The sequence below is a fragment of the Bradyrhizobium elkanii WSM2783 genome (genome assembly GCF_000472865.1).
Classification (GTDB): domain Bacteria; phylum Pseudomonadota; class Alphaproteobacteria; order Rhizobiales; family Xanthobacteraceae; genus Bradyrhizobium; species Bradyrhizobium elkanii_A.
The window spans coordinates 122900-140604 of sequence record NZ_AXAP01000014.1 but is presented as its reverse complement, the minus strand read 5'-3'; the positions used below and the strand labels follow the sequence as shown (position 1 = coordinate 140604).

The window sequence follows — 17705 nt, the reverse complement described above, 5'->3', positions numbered from 1 at the left end:
GCGAAGCCCGCTTTTGGGCCCGGCCCCGGTTCCCCCGGAGCCGGATTACGTCGTATATTGAGGCAGTTTTCACCCCGGCCCCTCGCATGACCTCCGAATTGCCGCCGAATCCGCCCCAGAAGCGACCGTTCGCGCTGTCGATCGGTCAGCTTACTTTCGGCAGCTTCCTCCTGGTGCTGGCGGTGATCATCATCACCTCGACCGCCAGCGTGATCGCGATCCGTCACATCGACGCCACGTTCGGCGAGCTGCAGCGGCTGCAGAGCGTCGGCGACCTGGCGGAGGATATCGATCGCAGGATGAACGAGCTGCGGCTTGCGGCACGCGACTTCGTCACTGATCCCGGCACGCAGACGATCCAGGTCGGCGAGGCCGCCAGCGCGCTCGGCGAGGCGCTGAAGAAGACCAGGATCGAGCTTGCCCCCGAGCAGCAGGACATGATCGACGGCGTGACCGAGCGCCTCGCCACCTACCGCGGCGGTATCGAGCGCATCTCGGCGCTGATCAACCGCCGCGCCGAGCTGATCATCGGTCTGCCGCCATTGCGCGAGGCCTTCGAAAAGGCGGTAGCCGAAACGTCCGATTCCGCGACTGCGTCCACCCTGCTGCAGGCCCAGGGCCGCATCGCCACCGCGCTGCTTGCCCACAACCCGTCCGCGGCCGAGCAGGCGGCGCAGAGCATGCGGTCGATGACCATCACTGAGCCGGCGCTGCGCACGGCCGTGAACAATTACGCCGACGCGGTCGTCGCAATATCGATCCGGGAACGCCAGATCGCCGATATCGACCGTGAGGTGCTGGGCACCGAGGGACGGCTGATCCAGCGCGTGACCGAGCTGTTGCGCGAACTCAGCTCCCGCCGCGGTCACATCCTGTCGCGGGATTTCGCGCGCACGCTTACCGAGGCGAAATGGCAGAGCATCGTGCTTGGCTCGGCCGGCGTGCTGATCGGGATCTTCGCCGCGCTGCTCGTGGTCCGCCGCACCGTGCGGCCGCTCGCCTCAATCACCAAGTCGATCCGCGCGGTCGCAGCCGGCGAGAAGAGCGCGTCGATCCCGGCGACCGACGTCGACAACGAGATCGGCGAGATCGCCCGCGCCGCCGAGGTATTCCGGAAGACGCTGGTCGATGCGGATACCGCGCGCGAAGCAGCGGTGCGCGCGCTCGCCGAGCAGCGGCTTGCAGAAGAGAGCTATCGCAAGCTGTTCGAATCTTCCATCGACGGAATTTATGTGACGACGCCGGGCGGAGCGCTGCTCAATGCCAATCCGGCGCTGGCGTGGATGATGGGCTATGCCACGCCGCAGGACCTGATCAACGGCATCGACGACGTCGCCTCCAATGTCTATGTCGATCCGGCCGCGCGCACCGAATACCAGCGGCTGATGGACCGCGACGGCATGGTGCGCGACTACGAATATCAGGTCCGTTCCCGCAGCGGCGCGGTGCTGTGGCTGTCCGACAGCGCGAGCGCGGTGCGCGACGAGAAAGGCGAGGTGATCCGCTACGAAGGCACGGTGCGCGACATCACCGACCAGAAGCGGGCCGAAGACGCGATCGCCGAAGGCCGGCAGTTGCTGCAGATGGTGATCGACACCGTTCCGGCCGTGATCAACGTCAAGGATCGCAATCTGCGCTACGTCCTGATGAACCGCTACATGGCCGGCATTTTCGGCATCGAGGCGCACGAGGCGCTCGGCCATACCACCGGTGAGCTGATGGCACGCTATGGTGCTGCCAAGACCGACGAGAACGATAAACGGGTGTTGTCGGGGCGAACGGAGCTCGGCTTCTACGAGGAGGAGTACAAGGACGTCGCCGGCAACATGCGGCAATGGCTGGTCAACAAATTGCCGATCCTCGACGTCAACGGCGAGATCGAGAACATCGTTACGGTGGCGCTCGACATCGGCGAGCGCAAGCGCAGCGAGCATGAGATGCGGAAAGCGCGCGACGCTGCGGAAGCGGCGCTACGCAATTTGCGCGAGACGCAGAACTCGCTGATCGAGGCGGAAAAGCTCGCGGCCCTCGGGCGGCTGGTCGCGGGCGTCGCGCATGAGGTCAACAATCCCGTCGGTATCAGCCTCACCGTCGCCTCCGCGCTCGAGCGCAAGGCGGCGACCTTTGCCGCGCAGGTCGAGCGCGGCGAGTTGCGGCGTTCGAGCCTGAACGATTTCCTTGCCACGACGAGCGATGCGTCCTCGCAGCTCGTCGCCAATCTCAACCGTGCCGCGGAACTGATCCAGTCGTTCAAGCAGGTCGCCGCCGACCGCAATTATTCCGATCAGCGCAACTTCGACCTCGGCGACCTCACCGAGCAGGTGGTGATGAGTCTGAGGCCGGGTCTGCGCAAGCACAATCTGACGCTGAATGTCGATTGCCAGCCGAACCTGATCATGAATTCCTATCCCGGCCCTTATGGCCAGGTGCTAACCAATCTCTTCCTCAATTCGGTCGCGCACGCCTTTCCCGACGGCAAGCCGGGTATCGTCGACATCCAGGTTCGCGCTTCCGGCAGGGACAATGTCGAGGTCATCTTCTCCGACAATGGCTGCGGCATGTCGCTCGACGTGCGCCGCCGCGCCTTCGATCCGTTCTTCACGACGCGCCGCGACCAGGGCGGCACCGGCCTCGGGCTTCACATCGTCTACAGCATCGTCACCACGCGCTTAGGGGGCCGTCTCGATCTCGACTCCGAGCCCGGCGGCGGCACCCGCATCCAGATCATCCTGCCGCGCGTCGCGCCCGTGGAGCAGGCCGCGGAGTAGTTATCGTTGCGGCCGGCGCTGGGTCCGCAAACTCGGATCGCCTCGCCCCGCTTGCGGGGAGAGGCCGGAATTCAAGCACAGCTTGAATTCCGGGTGAGGGGCTCTCTCCACGAACTCATCTCTTACTGTGCTCGTGGAGACAGCCCGTCACCCCAACCCTCTCCCCGTAGGAACGGGAAGAGGGCTAAGCTCTGCAGCTAATCGATATCCACGAGCTTGCGCAGCGTGGCGCCGAAGATCTGGCTGGCTTTGCCGACCAGCGCGGTTCCGCTCATCGTCGCCTGCGTGGCGGTGAAAGTTCCGGTGACGCCGATGCCGACCGGCGCAGGTCCGCCGAATAGCGGGTTGTCGCTGTCGCGCGGCGTGGTGTGTCGCTGCACCAGCACTTCGCCTTTGAAGGTGTTGCCTTTCACGGTGTAGGTGCCGGTGTAATAGAGATAGGCATCGCCGCCGACAATCTGGCCGTCGCGGAACACGATCACCCCGCTGCCCTTGCCGACGCGTCCGTCGAGCAGGGTGACGTGAATAGAATACAGGCCGTTTCTCATAGTGCCCCGCGGCCGGCCCCCTTCGCCCAAGGGCTGCCAGTTCAGAATTTATGCCAAAGCGGCATGGCCGGCGCAACGTGGCAGGTTGCCCATGCGTCGCTCGATGCCGTGCGAACCCGAAATGATTCCATTGGTGAACGACGTCTCGATGACGACGTTGTCGCTGGCAGCGCTTGGCGAATCAACTTGGCCCGCGAAATGCATAACATTTGTTGGCACCGGCCGGTGGGTGCAGGAGCAAGAGACAGGTGACGAACTGGATCGATTCCGGCCGCATTTTCGCGCGCCTACGCGCAGAGCTCACAGGTTCCATCCGTGAAATTACGGACCATCGTCGAAGGGTCCGCCTCAGAGTCCCACTCACATTGAGTCTTGTCGCGTTGTTGTCGGTCGCCGCCGCAAGTCTTGTGCATGCGCGCGATCCCGATGGCCGTTACGCCAATTCGCCGCTCAAGCAATGGTTCGACAGTTTGAGGAGCGGGAAGGGGCCGTGCTGCTCCGACGCTGACGGCACCGCGGTGAGCGACGTCGATTGGGAATCCAAGGACGGACATTATCGCGTGCGTATCGACGGCGAATGGATCGACGTGCCCGATGATGCCGTGATCACCGAGCCGAACCGCTACGGCCGCACGATGGTGTGGCCGATCCGCGGCTATCTCGGACTGCAGATCCGCTGCTTCATGCCCGGCAGCATGACCTGACCGCTAGAGCGTTTTCGAGCGAGGCATGCCCTCGGACTTGATCCGAGGGTGGACACCGGTTCGCGTGAAGAAAACGCGTCAAAACAAGAATCTGGAGCTTCGGTTCTGATTCAATCAGAACCGAAAAAGCTCCACTCGCACGTCGCACGGTCAGGCATATTTCTTGTCACGCTCCAGGAGCTCGATCGAGATGCCCTGCGGGCCGCGGATGAAGCAGATGCGCACGCCGGGACGGATCGTGGTCGGCTCCGTCGTGAACTCGACGCCCTTTGCCTTGATCTCGGCGGCGACCGCGTCGATGTCCTTCACCGCCAGTCCGAAATGGTCGAGGCCCTGATAGGGCGTCACCGGCGGCGCATTGACGCCGTCGCCCGGTGTGACCGGCGCGATGAACACCTTGGCGCCGCCGAGCTGCACGTCGATGCGTCCGGGATTGCGGATGATCTCGCCGCCCAGCACGTCTCGGAGCCATGCTGCGGTCGCTTCGGGATCGGGGGTGCGCAGGTGGATATGGTCCCAGGTAACCTCTATCGGCATTTCATCTCCCATCTTGCTCGATGATTTGTTTGAGCATGATCTTCCCACGCAAATGCTGCGCGTTTGTCGCGAGGAAAACCGGTTTCCACATTCGGATCATGCTCTAACCGCGCGATCCGCTGGTGCGGCAATCTACCGGCTCGGAATCCACAAGGCCATCCTGTCGCAGGTACTGCCGCAATTTTGCCGGGAGAGCTTGGAACCGTAGTTTCGGCGGATGGTTAATTGACTGGCGGTGGTTTCCGTACAGCAGCGCGTCCCTTTCAAGCCGTGCGGTGATCCGCCGGAGCGGCTTTGCGTGCAGGCAGGAAGCGCTGTCACGCGGGTGAGGACATGGCCATGGGCATCGGCAGGTGGTCGTTTCGAGGCTTTGGCGCCAAGCTGGTTCTGCTCGCCGTCCTCGCCATCGTCGGATCTGCCGGATGGCTGATGCTCCCCGATCCCAGCGATGCCAATAACAAATCAGTTGCCGTGGCGTCGCCGCCCTCGACTTCTCAGCAGGAGGTCGTTTGGCTCGATAAGGCGACTGCGCCGACCGAGCAGGCGGCTGCGCCAGTCGAGCAAGCGATCGCGCCGGCGGAGGATGTCGTCGACGATGAGGCGCCGGCTGCCAGCACCAACGAGCCCTTCACGGTCGAGCGGGCGCCGATCGATGGGCTGAAGATCTCTCGCCAGTTCTGGCGCCGCGGCGGCCTCGGCTCGAAAGCGCTGGTCTGGCTGACGCTGCGCAATGCCAACCACTATCCGGTCAAGGATATCGAGATCGCCTGCGCCTTTGTCCGCGCCGACGGCACGCATCTCACCGACCGCCGGCGCGTGATCAGCGACACCATCAACATGAAGAGCCGCAAGACTTACGCCGGCATTCTGGTCGGGTTCGTGAACGTCAATGCAAATAAGGCAAAGTGTTCCCTGGTCACGGCAAGCCGAGCCTAGAGCTTCGGTTCTGATTGGATCAGAACCGAAGCGCTAGATTCTCGTTTTGACAGGTTTTCTTGACGCGAACCGGAGTTCACCCTCGGATCAAGTCCGAGGGCATGCCTCGCTCGAAATCGCTCTAGCTCAAGCGTCCCGAAAAAGTGAACGTTTCGGTTGAACCCGTAGCGTGTGGCCAGGAACTAACTCCCTATATCGCCATTAGGCGATTAAACCGCGTCATCGCGCGGGGGAGCTGTTTGTGATGTTGGTGACGCGTTATTTCCTTTATGTCGGCGGAGCCTTGCTCGCGGCCTTATACGCAGTCGACGCCCTGGTGCCGCAGGACGCGGCCACGGCAAGCCACAGCGCGCCTGGCATCGACAAGTCCACCGTCCGCATCCAGTCTGCCCAGAAGCTGCCGGAACGGGTGGTTTTCGACACCAGCCTCCCGACCATCGTGCCGCCGGCTCCAGCCACCCAGATGGCTGCCGCGCCGCTTCCGCCAGCGCCCGGTGCCGAGTCCTCGGTTGCCCAGGCTCGCGAGCGCGAGACCTTCGCCCAATACGTCCCGGCCGACGCCAAGAAGCACGAGCCGCAGGCGCCGAAGAGGCATAAGGTCGCCAGGGCGCGGGCCTACCAGCCGATGTACGCGGGTCAGCCGATGTATATGGGTCAGCAGCCGATGTTCATGGGCCAGCGGCCGATGCGGGTGGCGCAGCAGTCGCGCTTCGGCTTCTTCGGCGGCTGGGGCACCTGGTAACCGGATTACTGCGGCAGTTTCGGGATCTTGTCGGCAAAGCCGTTGTAGCAGGTCAGCCGCTCGTCCTCTTCCTTCACGAACCGGCACTCGCTGACGGCCTTGGCCGCGGCCGGCTTCGGTTTGGGTTGCGGCGCGAAGACCTCGTCATAGCAGGTCAGCCGCTCCTTGGTGCCGTCATCGATCTCCTGGCATGCCTGGAGCTTCTGCGCGACGGATGGCTGCTTGCCCTTCTCGCCTTTCTTCGCCGCCGTCTTCTTGGCGCCGACTTGCATCAGGGGCTTGTCGCCGACCATGGGCGGACTGGCGGGGGCGGCCGGCGGGGTCGTACCTTGGGCGAGCGCGGCGGCCGGATACAGAAGCGCCAGCGCCAGGATGATCTTTCTCATATCGAATTGTCCGAAATGGCGGGACCGGAGAGGGCGCCCGAACGGATCGAACCGGACCGCTGGAATCGCCCCAAAACCCAACGTTGTTTACTCGCGCTTGTGCGCCCGTCCAAGCGGGCGCAACGCCGCTCCGACAGGCCATGTTTCTTTACGGATTTTCCGGTTCCTGTCCAGCGGGACGGAGCCTCCGGCCGGCCGCCCGGCCCCCAGCCCCCCAAAAGGAGGGCCTAGAGCATTTCGGTTCTGATGGAATCAGAACCGAAGCTCTAGATTCTAGTTTTGACGCGTTTTCTTCACGCGAACCGGTGTCCACCCTCGGATCAAGTCCGAGGGCATGCCTCGCTCGAAAACGCTCTAAGCCGCCTTTCGGCGCTCCAGCACCTTGTCGAGGGTGATCGGCAGGTCACGCACCCGCACGCCGGTCGCGTGGTAGACGGCATTGGCGACGGCTGCCGCGACGCCGACGATGCCGATCTCGCCGAGCCCTTTGATCCCGAGCGGGTTGATCAGGCTGTCCGGCTCGTCGACGAAGATTACCTCGATGTCGTGGATATCGGCGTTAACGGGCACATGGTACTCGGCGATGTCATGGTTGACGATACGGCCGAGGCCGTGGTCGTAGACCGTCTCCTCATGCAGCGCCATGCCGATGCCGCCGACGACGGCGCCCATCACCTGGCTGCGTCCGGTCTTCAGGTTCAATATGCGGCCAGCCGCGACTGCGCTGACGACGCGGGTGACCCTGATGACGCCGAGCTGTTCATCGACCTTGACCTCGGCGAATACGGCCGAATGCGTGTTCCTGGCGTGCGCCTTGTCGTCGGCGACCTGGTTGGTCTTTTCCTTCTCGATCCGCTCCAGCGCGCCATGCCGCATGATGTCGGAGATCGAAACCCCGCGGTCGGTCTGCGTCCGGCTGACGAGCTTGCCGTCGGAAAGGGCGACGTCTTCCTCGACCGTGTCGGCGAGGGGTGAGCCCTTCATCAGCTTAGCCAGCCGCAACAGCTCGCTCCGAACCTCGCTCGCGGTCGCGATCACGGCGTGGCAGGCGGAGGCCGCTATCCATGACCCGCCCTCGACCGGTGCCTTGGGCAGCGTGGAATCGGCGAGCTTGACGCTGATATTTTCAATCGGAAGACCGAGGCTGTCGGCCGCGACCTGGGCCATGATCGTATAGGTGCCGGTACCGATATCGGAGGCCGCGCAGGAGACTTCAGCGTGGCCGTTGGCGGTCATTACGATACGCACCGCGGTCGGCATCTGCAGCGCCTCCCAAACGCCGGAGGCCATCCCCCAGCCCACGAGAGTCTTGCCATCGCGCATCGAGCGCGGTTCCGCCTTGCGCTTGTCCCAGCCAAAGGCCGCGGCGCCCTCGCGATAGCATTCGCGCAGGCGTTTGCTGGTGTAGGGCAGGTCCTCGTTCTGGTCGCGGTCCGAATAGCAGCGCAGCCGCAACTCCACCGGATCCATCTTCAGCGCGACCGCGAGTTCGTCCATCGCGCTCTCCAGCGCGTAGACACCGGTCGCAGCACCAGGGGCGCGCATGTCGCAGGACGTCGGCACGTCCAGCGGCGCCACGCGATGTTCATATCGCGCGTTCGGCGAGGTGTAGAGCAGGGCCGACCAGCCGGTGTCGTTGCGCGAGAATTCCTCGAACTGCGAGGTCGTGCCAACAGCCTCATGCGTGATCGTATCGAGCGTGCCATCGCGCCGCGCGCCGAGCGCAAGCCGCTCGATGGTGGCCGGACGATAGCCCAGCCCATACATCTGCTGGCGCGTCAGCACCAGCCGCACCGAGCGCTGAAGCTTCAGCGCCGCCATCACCACCAGCACCACCTGATATTGCGGCCGCAAGCCCGAACCGAAGGCACCACCGACATAGGGCGAGACCACGCGGATCTCTTCCGACTTCTTCTCAAACACGCTGCAGAGATACTGCTGCACGTTCTGCACGCCCTGGGTCTTGTCGTAGACCGTCAGCGGGCCGCCGGCTTCCCACATCGCCGTGGTCGCAAACAATTCCATCGGGTTGTGATGCTCGGTCGGGATGAAATAATCCGCTTCGTGGCGGACATCGGCCGCCGCAAATGCCTTCGCAGCGTCGCCGCGCGGCTTGTCGGGCTTCTCGACGACGATGGCATCGTCGCGCTTGCGATAGACGTCAGTGACGAACGCCTGCTTCTCATAGTCGACGCGGACGAGCGATGCCGCATACCGTGCGATTTCCCATTCTTCCGCCACGACCAGCGCGATCGGCTGCTGGTTGAACTTGATCGCGTCGTCATAGAGCGGGCGGAACGGCGAACCTTCCTCCGGGGCGACGTCGTCCTTCCAGGCTTTATCGCTGTCGGCGACCCGCGGCCTGTTCTCGTGGGTGATGACGTCGATCACACCGGGTACGCTCCGCGCCTCGCTGGCGTCGATCCGCGTGATCCGGCCCCTGGCGATGGTCGCCTCCACGACCGCGCCATAGGCTAGGCCGCCTTCGTTGAAATCGCCGGCATATTTGGCGGCGCCGGTGACCTTGGCGCGGCCGTCGACGCGCGAAGTGGCGGTGCCGGTGTAGGTTTTCGCGGTGTTGTTGGCCATGCTCATTGGATTGTCTTGTTCGATTGCGATTGCGGCGTACCGTGCGCAGCCTGCGTCAGCGTGCGGATGATCGCCCGCCGGGCGAGATCGACCTTGAAGCCGTTATGCGTCTGCGGCCTGGCGTCACGAAGCAGCAGATCAGCGGCGCGGGCAAAGCTCGCTTCCTCAGCGGCTTGTCCGCGTAGCGCCGCCTCGGCCGCCGGATCGCGCCACGGCTTGTGGGCGACACCGCCAAGCGCGAGCCGCGCCTCCTGGATCGTGCCGTCCTTGAGCTCGAGCGCGGCCGCGACCGAGACCAGCGCGAAGGCGTAGGACATCCGGTCACGGATCTTCAGGTAGGAGTAGTTGGTCGCAAAGCCCTTTGCCGGCACCTCGACCGCGGTGATGATCTCGTCCGGCCCGAGATTGGTGTCGATATGCGGGGTATCGCCGGGCAAGCGGTGGAAGTCCGCGAACGGAATGGCGCGCGCGCCGTTGGAGCCCGTCACGTGCACGGTGGCATCGAGTGCGGCGAGCGCTACACACATGTCGGACGGATGCGTCGCGATGCAGGAGGTGCTCGCTCCGAGGATGGCGTGCCCGCGATTGATACCATTGACGGCCGAGCAGCCCGAACCCGGCTGCCGCTTGTTGCAGGCCGTGGCCGTGTCATAGAAATAGGCGCATCGCGTCCGCTGCACCAGGTTGCCGCCGGTGGAAGCCATGTTGCGCAATTGCTGCGAGGCGCCGGCAAGAATTGCGCTTGCCACCAGCGGATAGCGCTTTTCGATCAGCGGATGCCAGGCAAGGTCGGAGTTCGGCACCAGCGCGCCGATCCGCAAGCCTCCCGATGCTGTCTCTTCGACCGAGCCGAGCGGCAGGCGGGAGATGTCGATCAGCGTCGTCGGCCGCTCGACATTGTCTTTCATGAGATCGAGCAGATTGGTGCCGCCGGCGATGAACTTTGCGCCGCTAGTGGCCGCGATCAGCCGCACGGCGTCGGCGACGTTATTTGCTTTCGTATATTGGAATGGGATCATGGCCTGGTCCCCATCGCCTGCTGGATCGCGGCGACGATGTTGGGATAGGCGCCGCAGCGGCAGATGTTGCCGCTCATGAATTCCCTGATCTCGTCAGGGGTCTTGGCCCGTCCCTCAGCGATCAACCCGACGCCGGAGCAGATCTGCCCGGGCGTGCAATAGCCGCACTGGAAAGCGTCATGGTCGATGAAAGCCTGCTGCAAGGGGTCCAGCGCGCCATTGGCTGCCAGTCCCTCGATGGTGGTGACGTGTGCGCCGTCCCGCATCACTGCAAGAGTCAGGCACGAGTTGATGCGGCGACCGTCGACAAGCACGGTGCATGCGCCGCATTGGCCGTGGTCGCACCCCTTCTTGGTGCCGGTAAGATCGAGGTGATCCCTGAGCGCATCCAGAAGCGAGACCCAGGGCAGGACCGAAAAGCGCCTCTCTGTTCCCTTGACGGTCAATGTCACCGACACTTTTTCCGGCAGCGGTTGAGGCTCGGCGTCCGATTGCACGGCTCGATCTTGCATCGTCGGCAACTCCGTCTTGCGGGTGACTGCCATCCGCCATTACAGCGGAGAATACTGGCCGTTTAGATTGGTTCCAACGCGAGCGGCAGCATGTCGAAGCGGCTGTTCCGGTTCTTTCCAAATTGCACGCCGGATTCCATGAGTGCATTTGCCACGATGCCGCAGGACATCCCGCTGCAAATTCGTAAAGCCTCGCGCTTGCTGTGAATGTATTCCGTGAAGTCGCGGGTCTTTGTCGTGACAGCCTGTTCGGGAGTGTTCCGGCTCACATTGAGGCAACGCTGGTCAATCGTTGCTTCTGTGCGACCCCATATCAGCGTCGAGCCCGGCAACAATCAGGACGCCAGCGCTGGCGGCCGCCGCCATTAGAATCAGGATGATGCTGAGTGCATAGATCATGATCGGTGACCGTGAGGACTGTTATTCGATATAATCAGCAAGAGCAGCCATCGTTCCGCGCCGCGACATCATGAGTTGGGGCAGGGTGAGCATGAATGCTCTCGGATTGGAAAATCTCTGACGGCTTTGCCCCAGAAGCGGGCAGCGTTGTTTCGTGCGGTCTGGGAAGGTGACCGGTCACGGTCCGGTGAAGCTTGGCGCTGGCGATACATTGCTGCTCCCGCACGGTGACGCTCATGTGGTCCGCTCGGTTTCGACCGTTGGCACCAACCGCAGCATCGTGACTGAACTCCGCAATGCCATTCGCACGAAGTCGACCCCTGGGGTCGCCTACGACACCGAGCTCGTGTGCGGCGTATTGCGGGGCGAAGCTGCATCCGAGCAAGCGCTTATGGCCGCGCTTCCGAACTTTGTCGTGCTGGCCGAGCGATTGCACATGCTCGCGATCTGCATCAGCGACGAACTGGATTCGAACGAGACCGGCTCCACGGTCATCGCGACCAATCTCGCAACCGCGCTCTTCGTGATGATGCTGCGCGAACATCTCAAGGAGGCGCCGCCGGCTAGCGGTCTTCTCGCGCTTCTGACCCATCGCTCGACGTCGCATGCGGTGCTTGCGATGCTGCGGGAGCCCGCCCGCGACTGGACGCTTGATCTTCTGGCGAACGCGTCCGCGGCATCCCGGGCAACGCTCGTCAGGTCGTTCCGCAAGTTGGCCGGACTGGCGCCGCTCGCCTTCCTCACCGAACTGCGTCTCGGCTTCGCGCGACAGCGGCTCATGACCACGAACGACCCCATTTGCGTGATGGCCGCCGATCTCGGCTACCAGTCGGAGGGAGCGCTGAGCAGAGCCTCGCTCCGGCGCTATGGCGTCAGGCCCAGCAAACTGCGGCTCGGCAGATCCGGTTGAACGCCGCATTCCGGTCGCGCCGAGGCGCTGAAACGAAAGGGCCGCTGATTTCTCAGCGGCCCTTGCCGGTTAATAAATCTGTTCGGGATGAAATTGGCCCCGGCAAAAGAACCTTAGCGGTATTGTGATCTGATTTGGATTCCGTGAAATCACGGTGGCCCCACTGTGAACACCTTCCGTCAGGGTGCTCCCCGCCGTGAGCACCCCCGGAACTCGATCGAGCGCGACCGCGCAGGACTGGCCACCAGCTCGCATTGAGGATCGCAGCACGTGCGGGTTTGCGCTCGCGAGCGGGAGGCTTAGGGCGCTTCGGCAAAACGGCACGGAACATACTTTGGCCGGGTATTGAGTCGAAATGGACTATCGACCGCCTAAGCTACTCTCATCGCCGATGGGCACCGAGACGAGCCGCTCGATTAAGGCGGCAACTCCATTGACTTCCGGCGCTCAGCGGCGCAGTGCGAAAACCATCTGACGCTCATTTCCTATGGAGTAGGCGGACACATGGCGAAGAGCATGGGGACGGTATCCACCACCGAGTCAGGGCAAACCATTACATTCTCGCTGGCGGTCGGGCCGGTCAGGCAAGCATGCCGACTTCGGACGACTTTTCGGACCCAGAACCAAGCTCTCAGCTACTTGCACAGGCATCGAACCGAGTTCGAGCATATCGCTCGCGCGAGACTTGCTCGCGGCGAGCTCGAAGATGGTGTGGTCCAGCTCGTGATGCTTTAGGCAGATTGCTCTCATTAATAAGCAGGACGACGGGCGCCTTCGTCGAAGGCTCGCTGCGTGAGGCGGTCGAAGGCTTCACTGGAATGGCCACAAGGGAACTTTGCTTCGCCGGGTTCCGACCGGTTCCGCACCGCAATCGACACATCTACGCCGTTCGGCGGTCTTGCGCGACGTCCCGGCCTGAAGCTGCCGCCCTTTTCTCGCCGCCATCATCATTCAGGAAATTCGTGAGGGGCGGGTCTTACGGAGGCGGCTTCTGAAGTCCCGCGTGATCGTCCGACATTTACTGCAAAACGAAGTCATGATGTCCCGCCGTGCTCTGCTGGGCGGGCTCGCATCCTCCGCGGGCGCACTCGCGCTCGGCGGCTGCGCCAGCCTGGGCGCGACCGGCGCGCGCTACGATGCATCGTCGCTGTCGGTGGACCCCACGCTGCTTGTCGCAACCACGCGCAAGCCCGTAAAAGGCGGGCGCGCGAAGCCTTGGTTCGGGCCGGATCGGGCCTCCGCGATGACCGTCGCACGGGCGAAGCTGGTGCCACCGGACGAAAGTCGTTTCTCCTTGGCGGCAGCAGGGCTCGGCGATTGGCGTATTGATCAGGTCGAGCCGGTTTCGGGCGACGTCAGCGATCTTCTCGGGCAGGCCGGCGGCGGCGGATCAGACGTCCTGATCTATGTGCACGGCTTCAAGCAGACGTTCGAGACGGCGGCGCTCGATGCCGCCCATCTTTCCGATGGCATCCGGTTCCGTGGCCAGACGATGGTGTTCTCCTGGCCGTCAAAGGCGGGGTTGTTCGACTACGCCTACGATCGCGACAGCGCAATGTGGTCCCGCGATGATTTCGAGCGCGTGCTTCAGGCCATCGTAACGCCTCCGGGCGTCGGCCGCGTCCACATCGTCGCGCACAGCATGGGAACGATGCTGGCGCTCGAAAGCCTGCGCCAGCTCCATGATCGATATGGTGACACCGTTGACGGCAGGATCGGGGCGGTGGTGTTCGCTTCGCCCGACATCGACATGGACGTGTTCTCCTCGGCGATCAACCGCATCGGGCCGCTCGCCCGCAAGATCACGGTGATCACCGCAACGAACGACCGCGCGCTCGCCCTCTCGGGGTCGCTCGCCGGCGGCATGACACGCGTCGGCGCCGCCGAGAAGGCCGTCATCGAGAAGCTCGGCGTGCGCGTGGTCGATGCGTCCGATTCGGGTTGGGGCATCATCAACCACGATCTGTTCCTGTCGAATGCAGAGGTGCGGCGAGTGATCCGCCGCCAGATCGACACCTCGGCGGCGTGAGCTCGGCTGTCACGTAGCTGCGGCGCCAGCCACGCTGCTCTTTGGCGGCCACCCACGCCGCCACAGGTCGCGGTTCCGCCACAGGTCTCGCCATATTTTTGTACGAGCGAGCCCTGATGTTTCAGCCATTGCGCGCAGTGCTACGCCGCACAGCAGCAGCCCTCGAGCTAATCTGCTTGCGAGCGAGGGCAAGTGCTGGCGGTAGAGGCTCACCTTGCCGCGCAGGATGGCGACCCATCGCTGCGAGTCGCCTGCCGAACTCGCGCCGCCTTGGTGGACATAATGCGCAAAGCCAGTGAATAGCGTGGCGCTCGACAGTCTTTTCGACCGAATGCACAGGTCAACATCTTCGCCATAGAGGAAGTACTGCTCATCGAACCCGCCCAAGCGGTCCCACAATGCGCGGTTGATCAGGAGCGTCGCTCCGGTGAGCACGGGGACTGTTCGAATACCGGTGCGGCACCAGCCGCCGAGCGCATCCGGATCGAGCCACCCGCAACAGGGCCAGCGCCGCAGGCCCAATGCGAACGCGATCGATTGCCGGAGCGACGGTTCGGCAAGGCAGTTGGTCGGGTCGACGCTGCCGTCGTACCGCATCATCCGTCCGCCGACAATCGCCTCCGTCTCGCTCGCCAGCGAGGTCGCGATCAACTGATCGATCGCGTCGGCTGCCAGTTCGACGTCCGGATTGACGAGCAGAAGATGGTCGACTTCCTCACCGAAATCGGCGGCTAGTCGGTTGACCGAAGCGGCGAAACCGCGATTGACGAGGTTCGCTGTGATCTTTGTGCGGCATCCGGTTCGTCGAACCAGATCGACCGTGCCGTCGACCGACGCGTTGTCCTCGATTCGAATCGAAAGATCGGACCAGCGGGATTTCAGCGAAGCGAGGCAGGCTTCGATCTCGTTAGCGTTGTTATGCGTGACGATGCATATGCCGATGTGCGGCCGGCGTGGTGCGATTGGTGCAATCGGCCGCGGCTTTGGCCCGATCCACGCGGCGGCACCATCGCTCTCGCCTCGTGTGAGCCGTGCCGAGAGCGCAAGCAGTACGAAGCAGGCGAGGCCAGGGCCTTCTCGCCAGAGCCGCCCGACATCGCCCAATCGGGACCGGAACGACCTCTTGGGCAGGTTACCTGGTTGAACATCGTGCAGTCCTGCAAGGGCGCGATTGCCGTGGTCCCATCGGCGCTTGGCGCGGAGCAGATCCGATCCTTGTGGGATGTTGAACAGGAAGCCGCCCGCCGCAAGCAGTTTTCGTTCGCCTCTCGCGAAGCGCGAGCGCACGAACAGATCGTCCGCCGCGATCAGGGGAAACTCGCGCCACCTGCGGCGGCCCGCCGCGTTGGTGGCATAGAGGCCGGCCCCGACGACGTCGTTTTCCATCCCGGAGAGACGCGGCCACACCGAGGCGAACCCGCGCTCCAGTCGGCCCTCCGGCCGAACCAGCACCATGGGGGGCGCGACGAGAAGCGGCTCATCGGTGGCCAGGCCCGCGACAATCGCGGCCAAGGTGCCAGGGAGAATGATGGTGTCAGCGTCAAGGTAAAGGACCGCCCCGCCGCGACGTTCGCGATCGCCCCGATTGAGCGCTGCGGTCTTGCCCGGACAGGTGTTCGCTACGACGATCAATGTTTGGCGTTCATTCTCGAACGCCGTCAGCAATGACCGGGCGGTCGCCTGGTTTTGGCTTAACGCCGGCCCGTTTGCCACCACGATCACCCGAAGGTCGATCTCGTTGCCGTCGCACCGAAGCGCAACCAGGCATCGCAAAAGCAGCCCAGGATCGCCACCTGCGGGGATGACGACATCAAGGGCGCGGTTCACGATGGTCTCATCGTTCGCGCCCCGACGCTTTCCGCCAGCCAGGTCGCCCCATAGGCCGCGACGAAGACCGCGAAGTCGAACCAGGCCGACGGTCGCAACAGCGGCCTGAGCACGCCCCTGTAACGTGGAACCGGATCTGGAGGAGCAAGGTGGGTCGCGCGCGCCAGTTCGCGATTACCACGCAGGTAGCGGCGCCGGGCTCGGATCAGCTCGCGCCAGCCTTGCGGCGCCACCACATGATAGCTCTCCGACGTCAGCAGCAGCCGCTCCTTCGGCGCGAACAGCATCCGGACAAACTTGTCGTCCGAAGCGAGCTGCGGGAGCGCGCCCCAACGTCGCCGGCCCTCGGCTGACACCGCATAGGCGCCCATGGTGACGGGCGAAGCATCGCAATAGGGTAAAGCGCTCCAGTAACGGCAGAACGCGCGCACCACCAGGGAAGGGGAGGGATCGAACCGCGCGCGAGGCGCGGCGAATTGAATGCCTGTGCTCGTGAGCGCTGCAAATATGGCGGAAAGCGCGTGCGGAGATAATCTGGCGTCCTGGTCCAGATAGAGGCGATGGCTGCCGGCAGCCGCCACCGCCTCGGCCGCGGCTATGGCGGCGCGGCGGGTCGGCGGGGTCCGTAGCAATCGCACGTGGAAGTTCCGTGCACGCAGGCTCGCGACATGCGCCTCCGCCGCCGCCTCGCTGTCTGGTCGGCCGTCGTTCAGTGCCAGCAGCACCTCGACATCGCTCGCTTGCAGTCCGTCATCGTCATCGAATTGCTGATCGGCAAGTGCAGCCAGGCTCCGCCCCACGGCGTCGGCTCCGTGATACACCGGAATGATCACGGAAAAGCGCGGCACCGCGCCCCGCGGGGTGCGCAGAGCAGAGCGTAAAGGCATGGGTTCGAATCCCGGAAGGAGGCGCCTCAGCCGGCTGTTCGACTGGGTGACGTTGCGCGGCCGGATCATGTTCGGGCTGAACGAGGCCCGCGAGACCCGCTGGATCTCAGACACCGAGTTCATCTCCTGGCGCATCATGCTGATGATCTCGTACGGCGTCATCGCGGATGAGCCTGAAATGTGCACGAGTCCATGATGGCGCTGCGCTGCCAGCTCTATTGTTGCCAAAGCAGCGTCGGCCAGGCTGATTGCCGATCGCCATTCGTTGTCTATCGCGGCGACCGGTTCGTTGCGCTTCAGGCGTGCGGCGATCGTGGTCCATGATGTCTGGCGCTGATTGACCGGGAAACCGAACAGCAGCGAGTAGCGGGCGACCAATCCACAGCCGTGCTCTGCGACGACACGCTCGCCGGCAAGCTTGCTTCGGCCATAGACGTTCGCCGGAAGCGGCACATCGCCTTCATCGTGGAACCCGCCGTTTCCGTCCCACACGAAATCGGACGAGGCATACAGCATCCAGCCGTTCGTGGAGGCGGCGTAAGCCGCCATCCTCATCGCGGCGCCAACGTGGAGCGCATGGCAGGAGGCGGGATTGGACTCGGCGACCACCGGCGGCACTGCAGCAAGGTGCAGGACGCGCGTGGGCGCCGCGCGTTGCAGCAACTCCATCAAAGCCGCGCCGCTTCTGAGATCCACCCATTCGGTGACATGGGCACCCGGCAGCGGGGCACGGCCAAGCGCATGCACATAGTCGCCAGGACGACGATGCGAGAGCGCACGGAGGATATGACCGCCTAACTGCCCCGATGCGCCTGAAATCAGCCAGCGCTGCATCGCACTCTCGGAGATTGCAATATCTATCAACAGCAAACGTATCGAGCAATAGTTGTAATTTTATCGGATGCGCTCTGA

Annotated in this window: 14 protein-coding genes; 6 read left to right on the top strand and 8 right to left on the bottom strand. The window is 63.8% G+C overall.

Annotated elements, in window-relative coordinates; all coding sequences use genetic code 11:
• Window positions 1-86 precede the first annotated feature (86 nt).
• Window positions 87-2768, top strand: a complete 2682-nt coding sequence (locus YY7_RS0115450) for a PAS domain S-box protein (protein ID WP_028164052.1) — start codon at window positions 87-89, stop codon at window positions 2766-2768.
• Window positions 2769-2965: 197 nt separating this feature from the next.
• Here the strand turns inward: YY7_RS0115450 and YY7_RS0115445 are convergent, their stop codons facing one another.
• Window positions 2966-3316, bottom strand: coding sequence for a GrlR family regulatory protein (locus YY7_RS0115445; protein ID WP_028164051.1), 351 nt, complete (start codon window positions 3314-3316; stop codon window positions 2966-2968).
• A gap of 365 nt (window positions 3317-3681) precedes the next feature.
• Here YY7_RS0115445 and YY7_RS0115435 point away from each other — a divergent pair, with 365 nt between their 5' ends.
• Window positions 3682-4020, top strand: coding sequence for a hypothetical protein (locus tag YY7_RS0115435; RefSeq protein WP_028164050.1), 339 nt, complete (start codon window positions 3682-3684; stop codon window positions 4018-4020).
• 150 nt (window positions 4021-4170) lie between these two features.
• Here YY7_RS0115435 and YY7_RS0115430 read toward each other — a convergent pair whose 3' ends face one another.
• Entirely contained in the window at window positions 4171-4557 is a 387-nt protein-coding gene (locus YY7_RS0115430) for a VOC family protein (protein ID WP_028164049.1), read from the bottom strand.
• A 339-nt stretch (window positions 4558-4896) separates the two neighbouring features.
• Here YY7_RS0115430 and YY7_RS63125 point away from each other — a divergent pair, with 339 nt between their 5' ends.
• Window positions 4897-5493, top strand: a complete 597-nt coding sequence (locus YY7_RS63125) for a hypothetical protein (RefSeq protein ID WP_051396716.1) — start codon at window positions 4897-4899, stop codon at window positions 5491-5493.
• A 244-nt stretch (window positions 5494-5737) separates the two neighbouring features.
• On the top strand, window positions 5738-6235 hold the full coding sequence (locus YY7_RS0115415; RefSeq protein ID WP_028164048.1) for a hypothetical protein: 498 nt from the start codon (window positions 5738-5740) through the stop codon (window positions 6233-6235).
• A 5-nt stretch (window positions 6236-6240) separates the two neighbouring features.
• On the opposite strand, the gene YY7_RS0115410 is transcribed toward YY7_RS0115415, so the two are convergent.
• From YY7_RS0115410 to YY7_RS0115395, 4 genes are all read right to left on the bottom strand, one after another.
• Complete coding sequence (locus tag YY7_RS0115410; RefSeq protein WP_028164047.1) at window positions 6241-6621, bottom strand: hypothetical protein; 381 nt, start codon at window positions 6619-6621, stop codon at window positions 6241-6243.
• 354 nt (window positions 6622-6975) lie between these two features.
• Window positions 6976-9216 (bottom strand): xanthine dehydrogenase family protein molybdopterin-binding subunit, encoded by a 2241-nt coding sequence (locus YY7_RS0115405; RefSeq protein WP_028164046.1) that lies wholly within the window; start codon window positions 9214-9216, stop codon window positions 6976-6978.
• Window positions 9213-10229, bottom strand: coding sequence for an FAD binding domain-containing protein (locus tag YY7_RS0115400; protein WP_028164045.1), 1017 nt, complete (start codon window positions 10227-10229; stop codon window positions 9213-9215). The genes YY7_RS0115405 and YY7_RS0115400 overlap by 4 nt, the downstream gene beginning before the upstream one ends.
• The gene (locus YY7_RS0115395) at window positions 10226-10741 is read right to left on the bottom strand and encodes a (2Fe-2S)-binding protein (RefSeq protein WP_035690192.1); all 516 of its coding nucleotides are present in this window, start codon (window positions 10739-10741) and stop codon (window positions 10226-10228) included. The genes YY7_RS0115400 and YY7_RS0115395 overlap by 4 nt, the downstream gene beginning before the upstream one ends.
• A gap of 553 nt (window positions 10742-11294) precedes the next feature.
• On the opposite strand from YY7_RS0115395, the gene YY7_RS51665 reads away from it, so the two are divergent.
• Window positions 11295-12050, top strand: coding sequence for an AraC family transcriptional regulator (locus YY7_RS51665; RefSeq protein ID WP_080663700.1), 756 nt, complete (start codon window positions 11295-11297; stop codon window positions 12048-12050).
• 1039 nt (window positions 12051-13089) lie between these two features.
• The gene (locus YY7_RS0115370) at window positions 13090-14079 is read left to right on the top strand and encodes an alpha/beta hydrolase (RefSeq protein ID WP_035690188.1); all 990 of its coding nucleotides are present in this window, start codon (window positions 13090-13092) and stop codon (window positions 14077-14079) included.
• 9 nt (window positions 14080-14088) lie between these two features.
• On the opposite strand, the gene YY7_RS0115365 is transcribed toward YY7_RS0115370, so the two are convergent.
• The gene (locus YY7_RS0115365) at window positions 14089-15906 is read right to left on the bottom strand and encodes a glycosyltransferase family 2 protein (RefSeq protein ID WP_028164041.1); all 1818 of its coding nucleotides are present in this window, start codon (window positions 15904-15906) and stop codon (window positions 14089-14091) included.
• Entirely contained in the window at window positions 15903-17627 is a 1725-nt protein-coding gene (locus tag YY7_RS0115360) for a sugar nucleotide-binding protein (RefSeq protein WP_028164040.1), read from the bottom strand. The genes YY7_RS0115365 and YY7_RS0115360 overlap by 4 nt, the downstream gene beginning before the upstream one ends.
• Window positions 17628-17705 lie beyond the last annotated feature (78 nt).

Coding starts and splice junctions, on each gene's coding strand:
- YY7_RS0115450 (WP_028164052.1), top strand. CDS start 87: ATGACCTCCGAATTGCCGCCGAATCCGCCCCAGAAGCGACCGTTCGCG.
- YY7_RS0115445 (WP_028164051.1), bottom strand. CDS start 3,316: ATGAGAAACGGCCTGTATTCTATTCACGTCACCCTGCTCGACGGACGC.
- YY7_RS0115430 (WP_028164049.1), bottom strand. CDS start 4,557: ATGCCGATAGAGGTTACCTGGGACCATATCCACCTGCGCACCCCCGAT.
- YY7_RS63125 (WP_051396716.1), top strand. CDS start 4,897: ATGGGCATCGGCAGGTGGTCGTTTCGAGGCTTTGGCGCCAAGCTGGTT.
- YY7_RS0115415 (WP_028164048.1), top strand. CDS start 5,738: ATGTTGGTGACGCGTTATTTCCTTTATGTCGGCGGAGCCTTGCTCGCG.
- YY7_RS0115410 (WP_028164047.1), bottom strand. CDS start 6,621: ATGAGAAAGATCATCCTGGCGCTGGCGCTTCTGTATCCGGCCGCCGCG.
- YY7_RS0115405 (WP_028164046.1), bottom strand. CDS start 9,216: ATGAGCATGGCCAACAACACCGCGAAAACCTACACCGGCACCGCCACT.
- YY7_RS0115400 (WP_028164045.1), bottom strand. CDS start 10,229: ATGATCCCATTCCAATATACGAAAGCAAATAACGTCGCCGACGCCGTG.
- YY7_RS0115395 (WP_035690192.1), bottom strand. CDS start 10,741: ATGCAAGATCGAGCCGTGCAATCGGACGCCGAGCCTCAACCGCTGCCG.
- YY7_RS0115370 (WP_035690188.1), top strand. CDS start 13,090: ATGTCCCGCCGTGCTCTGCTGGGCGGGCTCGCATCCTCCGCGGGCGCA.
- YY7_RS0115360 (WP_028164040.1), bottom strand. CDS start 17,627: ATGCAGCGCTGGCTGATTTCAGGCGCATCGGGGCAGTTAGGCGGTCAT.